Below are 15,623 nucleotides of genomic sequence, written 5' to 3' on the forward strand. Positions count from 1 at the left end.
TGTGGGCCGCGCACCACCACGGGCGCGTCACCTACTGTCTCGGGATGGCTGAAACGTTGCTAACGCTAAGAGTCTGGGCACCTGGACGGTCGCTATAATCGACCCGCTGGACAGCACGGCCAATGTCGGCCATCGTGGAACCCGCTGCCTCCGTAGCTCAGTTGGATAGAGCAAGGGCCTTCTAATCCCTAGGTCGCAGGTTCGATTCCTGCCGGGGGCGCAGCACACTGGAGACCCGCAGCTATGCGGGTCTCCAGTGCTATTACCCGCGGAGCGGGCCGCTCAAACACGAAGAAATTCTCGCCTGGTGCCTCGCATCGCGGGGACGGTGCCGGCGATCCAGCCGAAGCCGCCCCGAGACTTGCGAGCCGGTTGCAGGACCAGGCAGCCCGATCAGACCCGCCGTGCTCCGAGCGGCGGCGCGGCCGTACGCCGGTGGGCAGCGCTGCGTGGTTTCCGCAACGCGCCATGCGACATAACGCGCCATGCGACATTCAGCCGCAGACCGCCTCCATCGCTCCCGCCAGCAGTCGAATGCCTTGATCGATTTCCTCGTCGGTGACCGTCAGGGGCGGCATCAGCTTGATCACCTCGTCCGCCGAACCCGAGGTCTCCACGAGCAGACCGCGGTCGAAAGCTGCCTGACCGACCTTCTCCGCCAGTGACGCGTCCTCGAAGACGACGCCGTGCACCAGGCCACGTCCGCGCGTCGTGACGCCCGGGAACGCCGCGGCGAGCTCGCTCAGCGCCCGCGCGAGCCGCTCCCCCTTGGCCAGAGTCGCGCGTTCCAGTACGGAATCCGACCAGTAGTGCTCCAGAGCCACGCGCCCGGTGACGAAAGCCGCGTTGTTGCCGCGGAAGGTGCCGTTGTGCTCACCCGGCGCCCACTGATCGAGTTCCGGTTTGAACAGCACCAGCGCCATCGGCAGCCCGTAGCCGCCGATCGACTTCGACAACGTCACGATGTCGGGCGTGACACCCGCGACCTCGAAGGAGAAGAACGGTCCGGTACGGCCGCAGCCCATCTGCACGTCGTCGACGATCAGCAGGATGCCGCGGGCCGCACACAGCTCGGCCAGCCCGCGCAGCCATTCCGCGCGGGCGACGTTGATGCCGCCTTCCCCCTGCACCGTCTCCACGATCACCGCGGCAGGCTTGTCCAACCCGGAGGACGGATCGTCGAGCGCCCGGCGCATCCACAGCAAGTCGTCGGCGATGCCGAGGTATCCGTCGTAGGGCATGGGCATGGCGTGCGCGAGCGGAACCCCGGCGCCGGACCGCTTGGCGGCGTTTCCGGTCACGGCCAGCGCACCCAGCGACATTCCGTGGAACGCGTTGGTGAAGCTCAGCACGGTCTGCCGCCCGGTGACCTTGCGCGCGAGTTTCAGGGCGGCCTCGACCGCGTTCGCTCCGGTCGGCCCTGGGAACTGCACTTTGTAGTCCAGCCCGCGCGGACCGAAGACGGTGTCGCGCAGAGCTTCCAGCAAACGCCGTTTCGCGACGGTGGACATGTCCAGCCCGTGGGTGATGCCGTCCCCGGCTATGTAGTCGAGCAGCGCCCGTTTCAGCACCGGATTGTTGTGGCCGTAGTTGAGCGAGCCCGCCCCCGCGAAGAAATCCAGGTAGTCCTTGCCGGTCTCGTCCCGCAGCCACGCTCCGCTGGCGGTGTCGAAGACCGCGGGCCAGCAGCGACAGTACCCGCGCACGTTCGATTCGAGTGCCTCGAAAACAGTCATCTCGGCGACGGTCATCGGCGATCCTTACTCGGCGTGCGCGAGCGCGCCAAAATCTGAAGTGACAGTGTTTCTAACACCGCCGACGGCTGGATGTGGCGCTTTTCCGCAAACAGCGCCGAAGCCTTCCCCGCGCTCACCGGGGTCAGTAAAGTCAAATTCTTGTGCGCGGCAGACCGGAGGGGGGCGGACAGCGTGCCGTCGGGAAACGATTTCGCAGCGCCGTCGCCCTCTACGCATCGCTCGTGGGCGCCGGATTCCGCAGGCAGTGGCAATACAAACTGGCCATGTTCGCGGGGCTGTTCACCAACTGTGTGTTCGGGTTCGTCCGCGCGGCCGTCCTGATGGCCGCGGTGGACGCCGCGGGCGACTTCGGCGGATACGACCAGGGCAGCATCGGCGCGTACGTGTGGCTCTCGCAGGGACTGCTCGGTGCGATGCAGTTCATGGGACCGCTGGGACAGCTGGACGATCGGGTCAAGAACGGCGACATCGCGATCGATTTCCTGCGCCCGGTCGATATCCAGTGTGGTTATCTCGCCGACGATCTCGGGCGAGCGGCGTGCACCTTCCTGCCGCGCGGGGTGCCGAGCGTGCTGGTCGGCACGCTCACCTTCGGCCTGGCGATGCCGGTCACGCCCGGCCCGTACCTGCTCGGCGTGGTGAGTGTGCTGCTGGCCGTGGTGGTTTCGTTCCTGTGCCGGTTCGTCATGGTGCTGATCGGATTCTGGGTCGTGGAGACCCGCGGCATCCGCCTGCTCTACTACACCTCGGGCACCTTCCTGGCCGGACTCTTCGTGCCGGTGCACATGTTCCCTTCGTGGCTGGGCGCGATCGCGGCCGCCACGCCTTTTCCCTCGATCCTGCAGTCTCCGGTCGACGTGCTCTCGGGGCGGGTCACCGGTGCGCAGGCGCTCTCGGTCATCGGCGTCCAGGTGTTCTGGGTGCTCGTGGCCGGAATCGCCGGGCGGGTGCTGCTGATCGCCGGGCGCCGCAGGCTGGAGGTGCAGGGTGGTTGATGCCGCGCCCCCGCGCGCCGGGTCGTGGTCGACGCCCTACGTGGCGGTGTTGCGCTCCAGGATCCGAGCCCAGCGCAGTTACCGGTTGTCCTTCGCCACCGAGGTTTTGAGCGCCTTCATGGTGGGCTTGGTCGAACTGGCCGAAGTGTGGCTGATCTTCCGCACCGCGCGCGTCCTCGGCGGGCTCGACCTGGACGCGGCACTGCTGCTGTTCGGACTGAGCCACTCGAGTTTCGCCCTGTCCCAGGTACTGTTCGGGCACCTCGACACGCTGCCGGTACTGATCAGGATGGGCCAGCTCGACGCCTATCACCTACGGCCGCAACCGCTCCTGCTGCAACTGATCACCAGCGACATCTCGCTGCGCAGGTTCGCTCGCGCTTCGGTCTCGATCGTCGCACTCGGAGTCGGCTTGGCACGCAACGACATCGAGTGGTCCTCGACCACGACCGCGCTGCTGACGCTCACGCTCGTCGGCGGCATCGCGTTGTTCGGCGGGGTGTTCGTCTGCGCAGCCGGGTTGCAGTTCTATCTGATCGACGGCTCCGAACTCACCAACAGCTTCACCTACGGCGGCTCCTTCGCGGCGACGCAACCCGCGTCGGTGTTCCCTGCCCCGATGCGGCTGCTGTTCGGGTTCGCCATCCCGGTGTCGTTCACGGCCTACCTCCCCACCCTCGCGCTGCTGGGGCTACCCGGCCCGCCGCTACTGCCCGCCTGGCTGGCCTGGCTGACGCCGGTCGCCGCACTGTGGGTCTGGGTGCTGGCACTGAGTCTGTGGCGATCGGGCACACGGCACTACCAGGGAGGCGGCGGATGAGCACGGGGCAGCCGGAAGCGATCATCGACATGAACGAACTGACCAGGCAGTTCACCCTGTATCGCAAGGACGGCACCCGCTGGCGCAGGCGGCGCGAGACGCTCACCGCGGTCGACCGGATGACCGTCCGGATCGAGCGGGGCGCCGCCGTCGGCTACATCGGCGCCAACGGTGCGGGCAAGTCCACCACCATCAAGATGCTCACCGGCATCCTGGTGCCCACTTCCGGCGCCGTGCGCACCTGCGGTCTGGACCCGGTGCGGCAGCGCCGCGAACTGGCCGGGCGGATCGGCGTGGTGTTCGGCCAGCGCTCGCAGCTGTGGTGGGATCTGCCGCTGCGCGAATCGTTCGCGATACTGGCCGCGATCCATCGGCTGGCGCCGGAGGCCGCACGCGAGCGCGCACACGAACTGATCGAGCAACTGGAAATGGCCGACACCCTCGACACACCGGTGCGGCAGCTGTCGCTGGGCCAGCGCATGCGCGCGGAAGTGGCGGCCGCACTATTGCATTCACCCGAGCTGGTGATCCTCGACGAACCCACGATCGGCCTCGACGTGCTGTCCAAACAGCGGCTGCGCGAGTTCCTCCGGGCCGAACGCGCCGAGCGCGGCACGACCCTGCTGCTCACCACGCACGACATGGGTGACATCGAACGGCTCTGTGGACGAGTGCTCGTCGCCGACCACGGCCGCCTCGTGTACGACGGGTCGCTCACGGGCTTGGCGGCCACGGTCGGCGCGCGCCGGGTCCTGGTGGTCGACTTGGCCGAACCGGCGCCGGACCTCGACGATCTCCCCGCGGCTCAACTGCTGGGCACCGAAGGCGACGGCATGCGGCAGCGGCTGGCCTTCGATCCGGAAGAGATCACCGCCGCGCAACTGCTGGCCGCCGTGTCGGACCGCGCCGAGGTCCGGGATCTGTCGATCGAAGAGCCCGAGATCGAGGACGTGGTCCGCCGGATATACGAGTCCGCCCGCTGAGGCGGCGGGCGGACTCGGCACGGTCGGCGCTACCGGTTCAGTCGGACTCGCGGGCCCCCTGGTCGAGCCGGAAGGGCGGGTACTCGTCGCGCATCAGACCGGCGTAGGTCTGCACGCGGATGATCCAGCGATTGATGCCCATCACGAAGTCGTAGACGCCCTGCGGGTAGCGCGCCGTGAACAGCAACGCGATCAGCGCGACGATCAGCAGGATGCTCAGCAGCGAGATCGAGGCGCCGCCCCAGTCGTCGCCGCCCCCGATCAAGACGCCGCCGCTCACCGCCGCGCCGAGGATCAGATAGTGCGGAATGGCCAGCAGCCACCACTTCACCAGCACCAGTCCGCGGTGCAGGGTTTCCGGATAGTCGATCTCCAGGTCGGCCGGGTAGTCCGCGTCGGGCCGCAGAGTGAACGGCGGGTACTTGTCGGTGCCGAGCACCGAGAGCGCGTAGAAGGTCACCCGCCATCCCCAGCGCATGACGCCGACGTTGAAGTCGAACAGCCCGCGCGGGTACTTGCCGGTGATCAGGATCGCGAAGAAGGCGACGATCGTGAGGACGAGGTACGCGATATGCAGGAAGAGCAACACGACGTAGTGCGGTATGGCCAGTAGCCACTTGACCAGCCACATCCATCGCGACAGCGCGGGGTCCAGATCGCCCCGGACGCGAATCGGGTCGGGCGGCACGGGCTTCTCGAGTTCCATGATCGACGCTCCTCACGATTGCTGTGATCCAAGCCACAGTCCAATGTCCTGATTGTCGCGTATCGGGCCGATCGGGAACGGCACCATCTGATACCGAGATGCCAACGAATCGGTGCGCACGGCGGCAGATCGGGACCGAAGCCCGACTCACTCTGCGAAGCCGCCTGTTTCATACGAGCCCCTCAGCGCGGGCCGACCTCGGCGTGCTTACGGCGCGTGGGCGGCCGTGGCAAGCGAATCAACCGAAATACACTGTGATGCAGAGACTTTGGATCACTGGACCACTGGCCTGGACCCAGCATGGCGATACTCCGGTTCGCTGAAGTACGGCCGTCGGCACACTGCTGTCGATCCTCGCTGGGCCGAGAGTCCATGCGGCGGCGTGGTTTCCGCTCGACGTGCACGTCGTGGTCGATCGCCGGACAACGAGTCGGTCACGACCGCTGAAGCACCAGCCTCGGCGCTCCGCTCGGCACCCGAGTCGCTGCCGGGACGCCGAGCCCAGCGGGTGGACCCGGCACAACGCAGTCCTCACGGAAAGGTTCGGACTCGTCCGTCCCGGCCCCGCCGATCCCGACCCGCTGATCGATCGTCGCGTCCCGGCCGCTTGCCTCAGGGCAGTCCGGTCAGGCAGGTCCGTTCGCCTGCGCCGAATACAGGCTGACCTCGCCGTCCTCACTGAGGAAGGCGTTGACCAGCATGGTGCGGGTGGCCCGCAACTCCTCCTGATCCGGCGCGGCGGTGGTGATCGAGATCTGTGGGATGACCGCCCAGTTGACCACGTAGCGCTCCGGCGGGCCGTCGTCGTCGGACAGCCGGGCGAGCCGGAAGACGGAGACGGTCTTGCGGACGATCAGGTTGCGCACGACCTCCGCGATTCGCTCGGGATCTTCCAGCGCGAACATGAAGCCGAATGTCAGCTCCGGCGATGACACGTAGGCGGGCACGAACACCGAGGCTAGCGGATCGGGCGACCACGCGCAGCGGTCGGATCGAATCGGTTGCCCATAGTGCGCTCGATAATTGGCGGGTGCGCTTGCCGCGGGCGCGGCGCCGGGTGACCGATCCGTAACGAAACATAACGATTTCCCGGCAGCTTTCGGATTTGTCCGGCAGAGTATTGCGCCGATTCGACTACCGCGCTTTCCTGAAAGTGTCCCGATATCCCGGACCGCCCTCTCTCGCATCGTCGCGGATTTCCCGGTTTGCTCTGCCGTGCTGGTGGACCGTGGGATGGCGTCCGGTTGCGGGACTGCGCCGGAGCCGAGGGGCGCCCCTCCCCGAAATCCTCCTCGGCCCTGGCGTACCCAGGATTTATCGCGTCGCAGAAGGTATGCCATGCCCACCGAATACGCTCAGCGCAGTTTCGGAGCCGAGGAGCTGCCACCGCCCGCCGCCCTGCTTCGCGCGATTCGCGAACCCGGCGAGGACCAGCACCTGCACAGCGTGCTGCACGCCGCCCGGAAACTCGTCGAGTGCCACGAGCGGCGGCACCACGCACTCGAGCGAGCGCACGCACCGGGGGCCTCCAGCACTCATGTCGCGGCGTGCAGCCGGCAAGTGGAGGACATCGACGGCTGCCGGGTCGAGTGGGTCGGCCGGATCGACGCCTGGGTCGCCGCGAACGTGCAGCACCGGGAGGGCGCCTCACTGCACACCGAAACCCTCGGGGCGGTCATCGATCGAATCGCGGCGAAATGGGTTGCGGCCCGACACTCTTTGGGCGACGAAGTCACGACTCGGCCGCATCCGATGCAGGCGGGCGGGGAAGCCCACCTGCAGTGGACCCGGCTGGCCGAGCTGATCGACGGCTATCAGGATCTGATCGCCGACGTCGTCGCACACCGGCGCAGGCTGCCGGTGTGGTGATCAGCGCGGCTCGTCGACCCCCGGCTCGACGACTTCGGCGTCGAGGAACCCCTCCGTCTCGGCGACCGGCGGCTTCGTGACCGTTACTTCGGTCTCCGTATCGAGGTCGTGATCGAGATCCTCCCGCGCCGCCGCGTCCCGGCGAGCCGCGGCGGCCGCCTCGTTCATCTCGATCGCGTCGGTGATCCACTCACCGATCTCCCGGGTGACCTCAGCGACGGTGCCCGTGATGATGTTGGCGATATTGCCGACGTGCCGGGCGCCGGAGGACGTCAATTCCTGAATGAGATCCTTGTTGCTTTCGAATTTCCCGATCATTCACACGCCCGCTTCGCTCGCCTTCGGCTGACGCATCACGATAACACCGGGAGACGGCTCGCTCCTGACCCAGCGCGGCGGCAGAGCCAGCTTGAAGATTTTCTTCCATACCGAGCCGATCTGCTTACCGAGCGGGCCGGTGTTGTACGGCAAACCGTACTTCTCACACAATGCGCGCACGGTCGGCGCCATCTCCGGATAACGGCTGGCGGGCAGGTCCGGAAACAGATGGTGCTCGATCTGGTGCGACAAATTGCCGGACATGATGTGGAACAGTTTGCTTCCGGTGATGTTCGCCGAGCCGAGCATCTGCCGGATGTACCACTCGCCGCGGGTCTCGTCGGCGGTCTCCTCCTCGGTGAACGTTTGTACGCCGGCCGGGAAGTGACCGCAGAAGATGATGGCGAAGGCCCACACGTTGCGCACCAGGTTGGCGGTGACATTTCCGGCGAGGGTGTGGAAGAACAGCGGCCCGGTGAGCGCGGGGAACACCAGGTAGTCCTTGAGCACCTGCTTGCCGGCCTTGTTCCACTGGCCGAGGATCAGCTGCTTGACCTCCGGCCACTTCTTCTTGCCCGCGAGGATGTTCTCCACCTCGAGGTCGTGGCCCATCACGCCCCACTCGAACAGCATCATGAGCACGAAGGCGTACAGCGGCTGCCCGAGACGCAGCACGTTCCACTCCTGGGCCTCGTCCATGCGCAGGATGGAGTAGCCGATGTCGCGGTCCTTGTTGTGGATGTTGGTGTAGGTGTGGTGCAAGTAGTTGTGCGAGTGCTTCCACTGGTCGGCCGGGCAGACCGTGTCCCACTCGAACACCCGGGAATTCAGGCCGGGCTCGCGCATCCAGTCGTACTGGCCGTGCATCACGTTGTGGCCGATCTCCATGTTGTCGAGGATCTTCGACACACTCAGCGACGCCACCGCGGCCAGCCAGAACGGCGGAAGAAAGCCGAGGTACATCAGGCCGCGCCCGGCGATCTCGAAGCCGCGCTGCGCCTTGATGATCGAGTACAGGTACTCCCGGTCGCGTTCGCCGAGATCGGCGACGATCGCGGCGCGCAGCTCGTCGAGTTCGCGGCCGAGTTCCTCGATCTGATCCGGGCTGAGGACCAGCGGTCCGTTGTCGGTTTCGGTCAGGATGGTCATGATTAGCTCCCTTTCGGGGTCAGATGTCGACCTCGACGTCGCCGACCGGCGCATTGATGCACAGCTGGATCGGCTGGTCGGGGTCACTGTCGGTCTCGCCGGTGCGCAGATTGCGCGTGCAGCCGGAGCGGCGCACCGCGGTGCAGGAGAAGCAGATCCCCATGCGGCAGCCGTACTCGGGACTGAGCCCGGCGGATTCGGCCTGTTCCAGCAGCGTGGCGCCGTCGTTGCGCGCGCTCACCCCGCTGGCCGAGAAGTTCACCGTTCCGTGCGCTTCCGCGGCGTCGACCGGCGCGAGCGCGATCGTGAACTCCTCGGTGTGCAGCCGGTCTTCCAGCTGCTCGGCCTGATAGATCGTGCGCACCGCGTCCATCAGCGACTGCGGGCCGCAGACGTAGGTCTGCGCGTCGGCGAACCAGGGCGCGACGCGCTCCAGTTCGTCGTAGTCGAAGTACCCGCCGCCTTTCGCAGGGGCCAGGTCCACCCACGGCGCATCGGGGTCGACTCGCGGCGCCACGTCCTCGGTGCGGTGCGGATACCGCAGCTCGATGCGAAAGTTGCTGTGCCGCCGTGCGATCGCGTCCAGTTCGGCTCGGTGCGGCAGCACTGCCGGCGACTTCGCGTAGTGCAGGAACACGACCTCGCCCGGATGGTCCTCCGCGGCCAGCGTGCGCAACATGGACAGCACCGGCGTGATGCCGCTGCCGCCGCTGATCAGCAAGACGCGCTCCGGCCGCGGATCGGGCAACCGGAACACACCGTCGGCGGGCGTCAGATCGACCACCATGCCGGGAGCGGCGTGGCGGTAGAGGTACTGCGACACCAAGCCGTCCGGATGCGCCTTGACGGTCAACTGAATATGACGATCCCGACCGCCTTCCGGATTCACCGGCGAGTAACACCGCGCGTGCCGCACACCATCGATGACCACGCCGATCTGGACGTACTGTCCGGCGACATGGCCCTTCCACTGCCGGGTCGGGCGCAGGGTGAGCGTCACCGAACCCGGCGCCGAGCGGCGCACGTGAGTGATTTCGGCCCGCATGTCCCGCACCGTGAGGGTGGGGCGGACCAGTTCCAGATACCGGTCCAGCGGGTGCGGCGAGGTCAGGGTCTGCACCAGGTTGATGAGATCCACCATTCGTTCTCCGTGCCTCTTGTCGGGGCTGACGACGTGCGACCAATTTCAGTGCACGTCTGTACACTCAACTAGTGTGACGGATGACGGGGGCCTGGTGTCAACCGGCGAAACATGTGACTCGAACTACATCTGGAGATAGGGCGAATGGTGAACGGATGTATGCTCACCGGGATGAGTGAGCAGGCGGCTACCCGAGGCGAACGCAAGGAGCGGACCAGGCAGGCACTCCTGGACGGCACCCTCGCGCTGTCCGCCGACCGCGGATTCGCCGCGCTCAGCCTGCGTGAGATCGCCCGTTCGGCGGGCATCGTGCCGACCGCGTTCTACCGGCACTTCGCGTCGCTGGAGGACCTGGGCGCCACCCTGGTCGACGACGGCGTCACCGCGCTGCGGCTGGCCCTGCGCGAAGTCCGCCGCAACGCGGACGCCAGCCTGTCGGACACCGTGCGCTTCGTCTTCGCGCAGGTGGGCCCGAAGCGAGAACTGTTCGGCTTCCTCACCAGAGAGCGCCACGGTGGGTCCGCGGCGCTGCGCACGGCCATCGCACGGGAGATCCAGCTGATCGTGCGGGAACTGGTCGCCGATCTGTCCCGGATCAGGGCCTTGGACTCCTGGACGCCGCGTGATCTGGAGATCGCCGCCGACCTGATGGTCACCACGGTGACCGACGGGATCGCCGCCTACGTATCGGCCGCGACGCGCGACGAGCAGGCGATCATCGATCGCACCGTCCAGCAGATGCGGTTGATCGCGCTCGGCATGGGCGGCTGGCGGCCGCCGAAGCGCCGCTGATCCGGCGCTCGGCCACGAGCCGCGATTCACCCGGCGGATCGGGACTGCCCGGCGTCACCGTCGCCGACCGCGATCCGATCCGGCGGACGTACCGGCAGCAGCACCGCGAGCCCCGCGGCGAGCACGACCAGCAGACCCGCGATGCCCGCACGGTCCGCGCCGAACAGCCAGACGAACAGGCCGAACAGCGTCGGCGCGAGGAACGACACCGCACGCCCTGTGGTCGTGTACAAGCCGAAGAGCTGGCCCTCACGCCCCGGCGGCGCGAGACGGGCCAGGAACGAGCGCGCCGCCGCCTGGGCGGGACCGACGAAGACCGTGAGCAGCAAGCCGAAGATCCAGAACATCAGCGGGCCGGACACCACGAGCAGCGCCAGCCCGCACACCAGCATGGCGGCCAAGGACCACACGATGACGATCTTCGGCCCCACCCGGTCGTCCAAGCGTCCCGCGACGATCGCGCCCAGCGCCGCAACGACATTGGCGGCGATGCCGAACAACAGCACGTCCGAGTCGGCGATGCCGTAGACGCGGACGGCGAGCACCGCCCCGAAAGTGAACACCCCGGCGAGACCGTCACGGAACACGGCGCTGGCCACCAGGAAGCCGACCGTGCGCCGGTCGGTGCGCCACAGCTCGTTCAGGTCGCGCCGCAGCACCCGGTACGAGCCGAGGAATCCGGCGCTCGCCGCGCCGGGATCGGCGTCCGTGCGGGGCAATTCCGGCACCGCGAACAGGACCGGCAGTGCGAAGGCGGCGAACCAGACGGCGGCCAGTACGGCGACCAGGCGGATGTTGATTCCGTCGTCGGTGGGCACACCGAGCAGCCCGCGGTTGTCGCCCTCGCCGGCGATGAAGCCGAAGTAGCAGATCAGCAGCAGGAAGATGCCGCCGAAATAGCCCATCGCCCAGCCGAATCCGGAGATCCGGCCCACCGTCCGCGGTGTGGACACCTGCCGCAGCATCGCGTTGTACGGGACGTTCGCCAGTTCGAAGCAGGCCGACGCGAACGCCAGCAGCACCAGACCGAGCCACAGGTCGCGGTAGTCGTCGTGCACGAAGAACATCAGCGTCATCGCCGCCACGGTGAGTGCGGTCAGTACACCCAGGGAGCGTTTGCGTTTCGCCGAGGCGTCGAAGCGCTGGCCGCTGACCGGCGCGGTCAAGGCCACGATCAATCCCGCGATACCCAGCGACCAGCCCAGCCAGGCGCTGGCGGAGACACCGCCGGGCAGGTCGTCGCCGACCTTGTCGGTGAGATACACCGAGAACACGAACGTGAGGATCACGGCGTTGAATGCCGAAGATCCCCAGTCCCACAGCCCCCACGCCACCACTTGCCCGCGCCCGGCAGCCTGCCCGACCGTCGCCCGGGCGTTCACCTCGGTCATGCGCGCAGCTTAATGCGCGCGGACGTTCCGAGTCGGCTCTCAGCCACATCGTGTGCCGCCGCGGAGCGGCCGGTTTGTATGCACCCAGTTGCATAGTACCGAGTGTCACGGTTATTCTCGCCGCATGGCCCTCGAGCATGCGTTGCTGGTATCGCTCACCGAGCGCGCCGGATCGGGATACGAGCTGGCGCGTCGCTTCGACAAGTCCATCGGCTACTTCTGGAGCGCGACCCACCAGCAGATCTATCGCGTCCTCAAACGTATGGAGGAGTCCGGCTGGGTCGACGGCGAGTCGGTGGCGCAGGAGGGCAGGCCGGACAAGAAGGTGTACTCGGTGAGCGAGGCGGGGCGCGGCGAACTCGCGCGCTGGATCGCCGAACCGAGCGACTCGGGCACCCCGCGCAACGAACTCGCGGTGAAGATCCGCGCCGCCGCCTACGGCGACATCACCGCGTTGCGCGCCGAGGTGGCCCGCCACCGCGACCAGCACGCGCAGCGGCTCGAGCTGTACCGGCACATCGAGAAACGTGACTTCCCCGCCCCGGACCGGCTCGGCGGGACGGCCCTGCACCAGTACCTCGTCCTGCGCGCGGGCATCCGCGTGGAGTCGGGGTTCGTCGAATGGTGCGACGAAGTACTGCACGCACTGCACCCGCGCGCGACAGCCCCGCATGCGGATTGACGGAGAAAGGCGACCTCACCGATGAGTTCCTTCCCCCATTTGTTCGAGCCGCTCGATCTCGGCTTCACCACCCTGCGCAACCGAGTGGTGATGGGATCGATGCATACCGGGCTGGAGGACCGCGCCTGGGACACCAACAAGCTCGCCGCCTACTTCGCCGAACGCGCACGTGGCGGCGCGGGCCTGATCATCACCGGAGGCTACGCGCCCAATCGCGCGGGCTGGCTGCTGCCCTTCGGCGCCAAGCTGACCAACAAAACCGAGGCCTACCGGCACCGCACGATCACCAAAGCGGTGCATGCGGAGGGCGGCAAGATCGCCATACAGATCCTGCACGCGGGCCGCTACTCCTATATGCCGGGCAGTGTGTCGGCGTCATCGATCAAGGCGCCGATCAATCCGTTCCGGCCGCGCAAACTGTCGGCCAAAGGCATCGAGCGAACCATCGACGACTACGCCCGCTGCGCGAGCCTCGCCCAGTTCGCCGGGTACGACGGCTGCGAGATCATGGGCGGTGAAGGCTATTTCATCAACCAGTTCCTCGCACCGCGCACCAACAAGCGCACCGACGCGTGGGGCGGTTCACCGAGCAACCGGCGCCGGATCGCGGTGGAGATCGTGCGCCGCACCCGCGCCGCGGTCGGCCCGGACTTCGTCATCGTGTTCCGTCTGTCCATGGCCGAACTGGTGGAGCAGGGGCAGAGCTTCGACGAGATCATCGCGCTGGCACAGGAACTCGAAGCCGCCGGGGTGAACATCCTGAACACCGATATCGGCTGGCACGAGGCGCGGGTGCCCACCATCGTGACCTCCGTGCCCCGCGCGGCCTTCGTGGAGTTCACCGCGAAGATCACCGCGCGGGTGAGCATTCCGGTGTGCGCGTCCAACCGGATCAACATGCCCGAGGTGGCCGAGGAGATCCTGACCCGGGGCGACGCGCAGCTCGTCTCGCTGGCCCGCCCCTTCCTCGCCGACCCGGAGTGGGTGAACAAGGCCGCGCAGGATCGCGTCGACGAGATCAACACCTGTATCGCGTGCAATCAGGCCTGCCTGGACCATGCCTTCCAGCGCAAGACCGTCTCCTGCCTGCTCAACCCGCGCGCCGGGCACGAGACGGAACTGACGCTGCTGCCGACCCGTCGCACCAAGCGCATCGCCGTGGTCGGCGCGGGCCCGGCCGGGCTCTCGGCGGCGGTGAACCTCGCCGAACGCGGCCACCGCGTCGAACTGTTCGAGGCCGACGACAAGATCGGCGGCCAGTTCGACATCGCCCGCCGCATCCCGGGCAAGGAGGAGTTCAGCGAGTCGATCCGCTACTACAACCGGATGCTCGAGCTGACCGGCGTCACGGTGCACCTGAACAAGCGGGTCGGCGCCGACGAACTGATCGCGGGCAGCTACGACGAGGTGGTGCTCGCCACCGGTGTGCAGCCGCGCATCCCCGACATCCCGGGTATCGACCACCCCATGGTGCTGTCGTACGCCGAACTGGTCCGGGAGGAGAAGCCGGTGGGCAAGCGCGTCGCCGTGATCGGCGCGGGCGGCATCGGCTACGACGTCAGCGAATTCCTCACGGTCGAAGGGCATCCCGCGCTCAAGCTGGACGAGTGGAAAGAAGAGTGGGGCGTCACCTCCGACGACGAGCAGGTCCCCGGACAGCTCGCCACGCCGCGGCCCGCCCCAGCCGCACGCGAAGTCGTCCTGCTGCAACGCAAAACCACGCCGTTCGGCAAGGACCTGGGCAAGACCACCGGCTGGGTGCACCGCGCCGCGCTGAAAGCCAAGGGCGTCGAGCAGATCGGCGGCGTGAACTACGAACGCATCGACGACAACGGCCTGCACATCAGCTTCGGCGAGAACCGGCAACGGCCCCAGCTCATCCCGGTCGACAACGTCGTCGTCTGCGCGGGACAGGAATCCGTGCGCGATCTGGAGGCCCCGCTGCGCGCCGCCGGTGTCAGCCTGCACGTGATCGGCGGCGCCGAACTCGCCGCCGAACTGGACGCCAAACGAGCCATCGACCAGGGCACCAGGCTGGCCGCACGGCTGTGATCGAGCGCGGTGGCCGGGCTCGATGCCCGGCCACCGTCGCCGCATCGCCTAGGCTGCACCGGGTGAGCCTGCCCTCCCCCACCTCCGAGAACCGCGCGGTCGTCACCGGCGCCTCCTCCGGCATCGGCACCGCGCTCGCCGCCGAGCTCGCCGCTCGCGGCTACTCGCTGATCCTGGTCGCCCGCCGCGACGAACTGCTCACCGAGCTCGCGCAGCGGCTGACCCTCGCCCACGGCATCACCGCCGAGGTGCGCCCTGTCGACCTGGCCGACCGCGACCAGCGCGGCGCGCTGGTGGAGGAGCTGTCCGCCCGCGACATCGCCATCCTGTGCAACAACGCGGGCATCGCGACCTTCGGCGCCGTCGCCGAACTCGACCCGGCCTACGAGCGCGCGCAGATGGAGCTCAACGCCGTCGCCGTGCACGATCTGACCCTCGCCGTGCTGCCCGGCATGCTCGCGCGTGGCGGCGGCGGCATCCTGATCAGCGGCTCGGCCGCGGGCAACATGCCGATCCCGAACAATGCCACCTACGCCGCGAGCAAGGCGTTCGCCAACACCTTCTCCGAATCGCTGCGCGGTGAGCTGAAGGGCTCCGGCGTGCACGTCACGCTGCTGGCGCCCGGGCCGGTGCGCACCGAGATCCCCGACCCCGCCGAGGCGTCCATCGTCGACCGGATGGTGCCCGATTTCATGTGGGTCTCCTCCGAATACACCGCCAAGGTGTCCATCGACGCGCTCGCGCGCAACAAGATGCGCGTGGTTCCCGGCCTGATCAGCAAGGGGATGAGCGTGGCGGGACAGTACGGACCGCGCGCGGTCACCGCACCCATCGCCGGCGCGTTCTACAAGAAGCTCGGCAACTGAACGACCGGCGTCAGCGAGCTGTCAAGAAGCGACGCCGCGTGGTCAAGGATCCGCAAACGACCAGCCCACCGGCCTCGCACCCGGCGTAGTCCTGGCATCGGC

General features: G+C 67.6%; 15 protein-coding genes and 1 tRNA gene. 9 read left to right on the forward strand and 7 right to left on the reverse strand.

Going from position 1 to position 15,623, the window contains the following annotated elements:
* Positions 1–146 precede the first annotated feature (146 nt).
* Positions 147–220: transfer RNA gene (locus IU450_RS28940), tRNA-Arg, on the forward strand.
* 274 nt (positions 221–494) lie between these two features.
* Here IU450_RS28940 and ectB read toward each other — a convergent pair.
* Positions 495–1,751, reverse strand: a complete 1,257-nt coding sequence (gene ectB / locus IU450_RS28945; protein WP_195152910.1) for a diaminobutyrate--2-oxoglutarate transaminase — start codon at positions 1,749–1,751, stop codon at positions 495–497.
* 227 nt (positions 1,752–1,978) lie between these two features.
* Between ectB and IU450_RS28950 the strand changes: the two genes are divergently transcribed.
* The 3 genes from IU450_RS28950 to IU450_RS28960 are packed head-to-tail and all read left to right on the forward strand — an operon-like array spanning position 1,979 to position 4,555.
* Positions 1,979–2,752 carry an ABC transporter permease gene (locus IU450_RS28950; protein WP_324197867.1) on the forward strand — a complete coding sequence of 258 codons (774 nt, stop codon included), beginning with the start codon at positions 1,979–1,981 and terminating at the stop codon, positions 2,750–2,752.
* Positions 2,745–3,572: an ABC transporter permease gene (locus IU450_RS28955; protein WP_195152911.1), complete on the forward strand. Its 828-nt coding sequence runs from the start codon at positions 2,745–2,747 to the stop codon at positions 3,570–3,572. Before IU450_RS28950 ends, IU450_RS28955 begins: the two co-directional genes overlap by 8 nt.
* Positions 3,569–4,555: an ABC transporter ATP-binding protein gene (locus tag IU450_RS28960; protein WP_195152912.1), complete on the forward strand. Its 987-nt coding sequence runs from the start codon at positions 3,569–3,571 to the stop codon at positions 4,553–4,555. Before IU450_RS28955 ends, IU450_RS28960 begins: the two co-directional genes overlap by 4 nt.
* A gap of 37 nt (positions 4,556–4,592) precedes the next feature.
* Here the strand turns inward: IU450_RS28960 and IU450_RS28965 are convergent, their stop codons facing one another.
* Entirely contained in the window at positions 4,593–5,261 is a 669-nt protein-coding gene (locus IU450_RS28965) for a DUF4389 domain-containing protein (protein WP_195152913.1), read from the reverse strand.
* Positions 5,262–5,887: 626 nt separating this feature from the next.
* Positions 5,888–6,208 (reverse strand): hypothetical protein, encoded by a 321-nt coding sequence (locus IU450_RS28970; protein ID WP_181723897.1) that lies wholly within the window; start codon positions 6,206–6,208, stop codon positions 5,888–5,890.
* 391 nt (positions 6,209–6,599) lie between these two features.
* Between IU450_RS28970 and IU450_RS28975 the strand changes: the two genes are divergently transcribed.
* Positions 6,600–7,130, forward strand: coding sequence for a DUF4254 domain-containing protein (locus IU450_RS28975; RefSeq protein WP_195152914.1), 531 nt, complete (start codon positions 6,600–6,602; stop codon positions 7,128–7,130).
* Here the strand turns inward: IU450_RS28975 and IU450_RS28980 are convergent, their stop codons facing one another.
* From IU450_RS28980 to IU450_RS28990, 3 genes are read right to left on the reverse strand one after another with little or no spacing between them, the layout of a single operon-like run.
* Positions 7,131–7,448, reverse strand: a complete 318-nt coding sequence (locus IU450_RS28980; RefSeq protein ID WP_195152915.1) for a hypothetical protein — start codon at positions 7,446–7,448, stop codon at positions 7,131–7,133.
* Positions 7,449–8,597, reverse strand: coding sequence for a fatty acid desaturase family protein (locus IU450_RS28985; protein ID WP_195152916.1), 1,149 nt, complete (start codon positions 8,595–8,597; stop codon positions 7,449–7,451).
* Between the two features lie 19 nt (positions 8,598–8,616).
* Positions 8,617–9,738 (reverse strand): ferredoxin reductase, encoded by a 1,122-nt coding sequence (locus IU450_RS28990; RefSeq protein WP_195152917.1) that lies wholly within the window; start codon positions 9,736–9,738, stop codon positions 8,617–8,619.
* Positions 9,739–9,909: 171 nt separating this feature from the next.
* On the opposite strand from IU450_RS28990, the gene IU450_RS28995 reads away from it, so the two are divergent.
* The gene (locus tag IU450_RS28995; protein ID WP_228835283.1) at positions 9,910–10,530 is read left to right on the forward strand and encodes a TetR family transcriptional regulator; all 621 of its coding nucleotides are present in this window, start codon (positions 9,910–9,912) and stop codon (positions 10,528–10,530) included.
* A 26-nt stretch (positions 10,531–10,556) separates the two neighbouring features.
* Here IU450_RS28995 and IU450_RS29000 read toward each other — a convergent pair whose 3' ends face one another.
* Entirely contained in the window at positions 10,557–11,921 is a 1,365-nt protein-coding gene (locus IU450_RS29000; RefSeq protein ID WP_195152919.1) for an MFS transporter, read from the reverse strand.
* 124 nt (positions 11,922–12,045) lie between these two features.
* Between IU450_RS29000 and IU450_RS29005 the strand changes: the two genes are divergently transcribed.
* The 3 genes from IU450_RS29005 (at position 12,046) to cmrA (ending at position 15,521) form a co-directional block, all read left to right on the forward strand.
* A complete protein-coding gene (locus IU450_RS29005; RefSeq protein ID WP_043688536.1) occupies positions 12,046–12,603 on the forward strand; it encodes a PadR family transcriptional regulator in 558 nt (185 codons plus the stop codon).
* A 21-nt stretch (positions 12,604–12,624) separates the two neighbouring features.
* Positions 12,625–14,655 (forward strand): NADPH-dependent 2,4-dienoyl-CoA reductase, encoded by a 2,031-nt coding sequence (locus tag IU450_RS29010; protein ID WP_195152920.1) that lies wholly within the window; start codon positions 12,625–12,627, stop codon positions 14,653–14,655.
* Positions 14,656–14,717: 62 nt separating this feature from the next.
* Positions 14,718–15,521, forward strand: a complete 804-nt coding sequence (gene cmrA / locus IU450_RS29015; RefSeq protein WP_181723888.1) for a mycolate reductase — start codon at positions 14,718–14,720, stop codon at positions 15,519–15,521.
* Positions 15,522–15,623: the final 102 nt, after the last annotated feature.

Origin of the sequence: Nocardia abscessus (assembly GCF_015477775.1) — a bacterium.
GTDB classification, from domain to species: Bacteria; Actinomycetota; Actinomycetes; order Mycobacteriales; family Mycobacteriaceae; genus Nocardia; species Nocardia abscessus_A.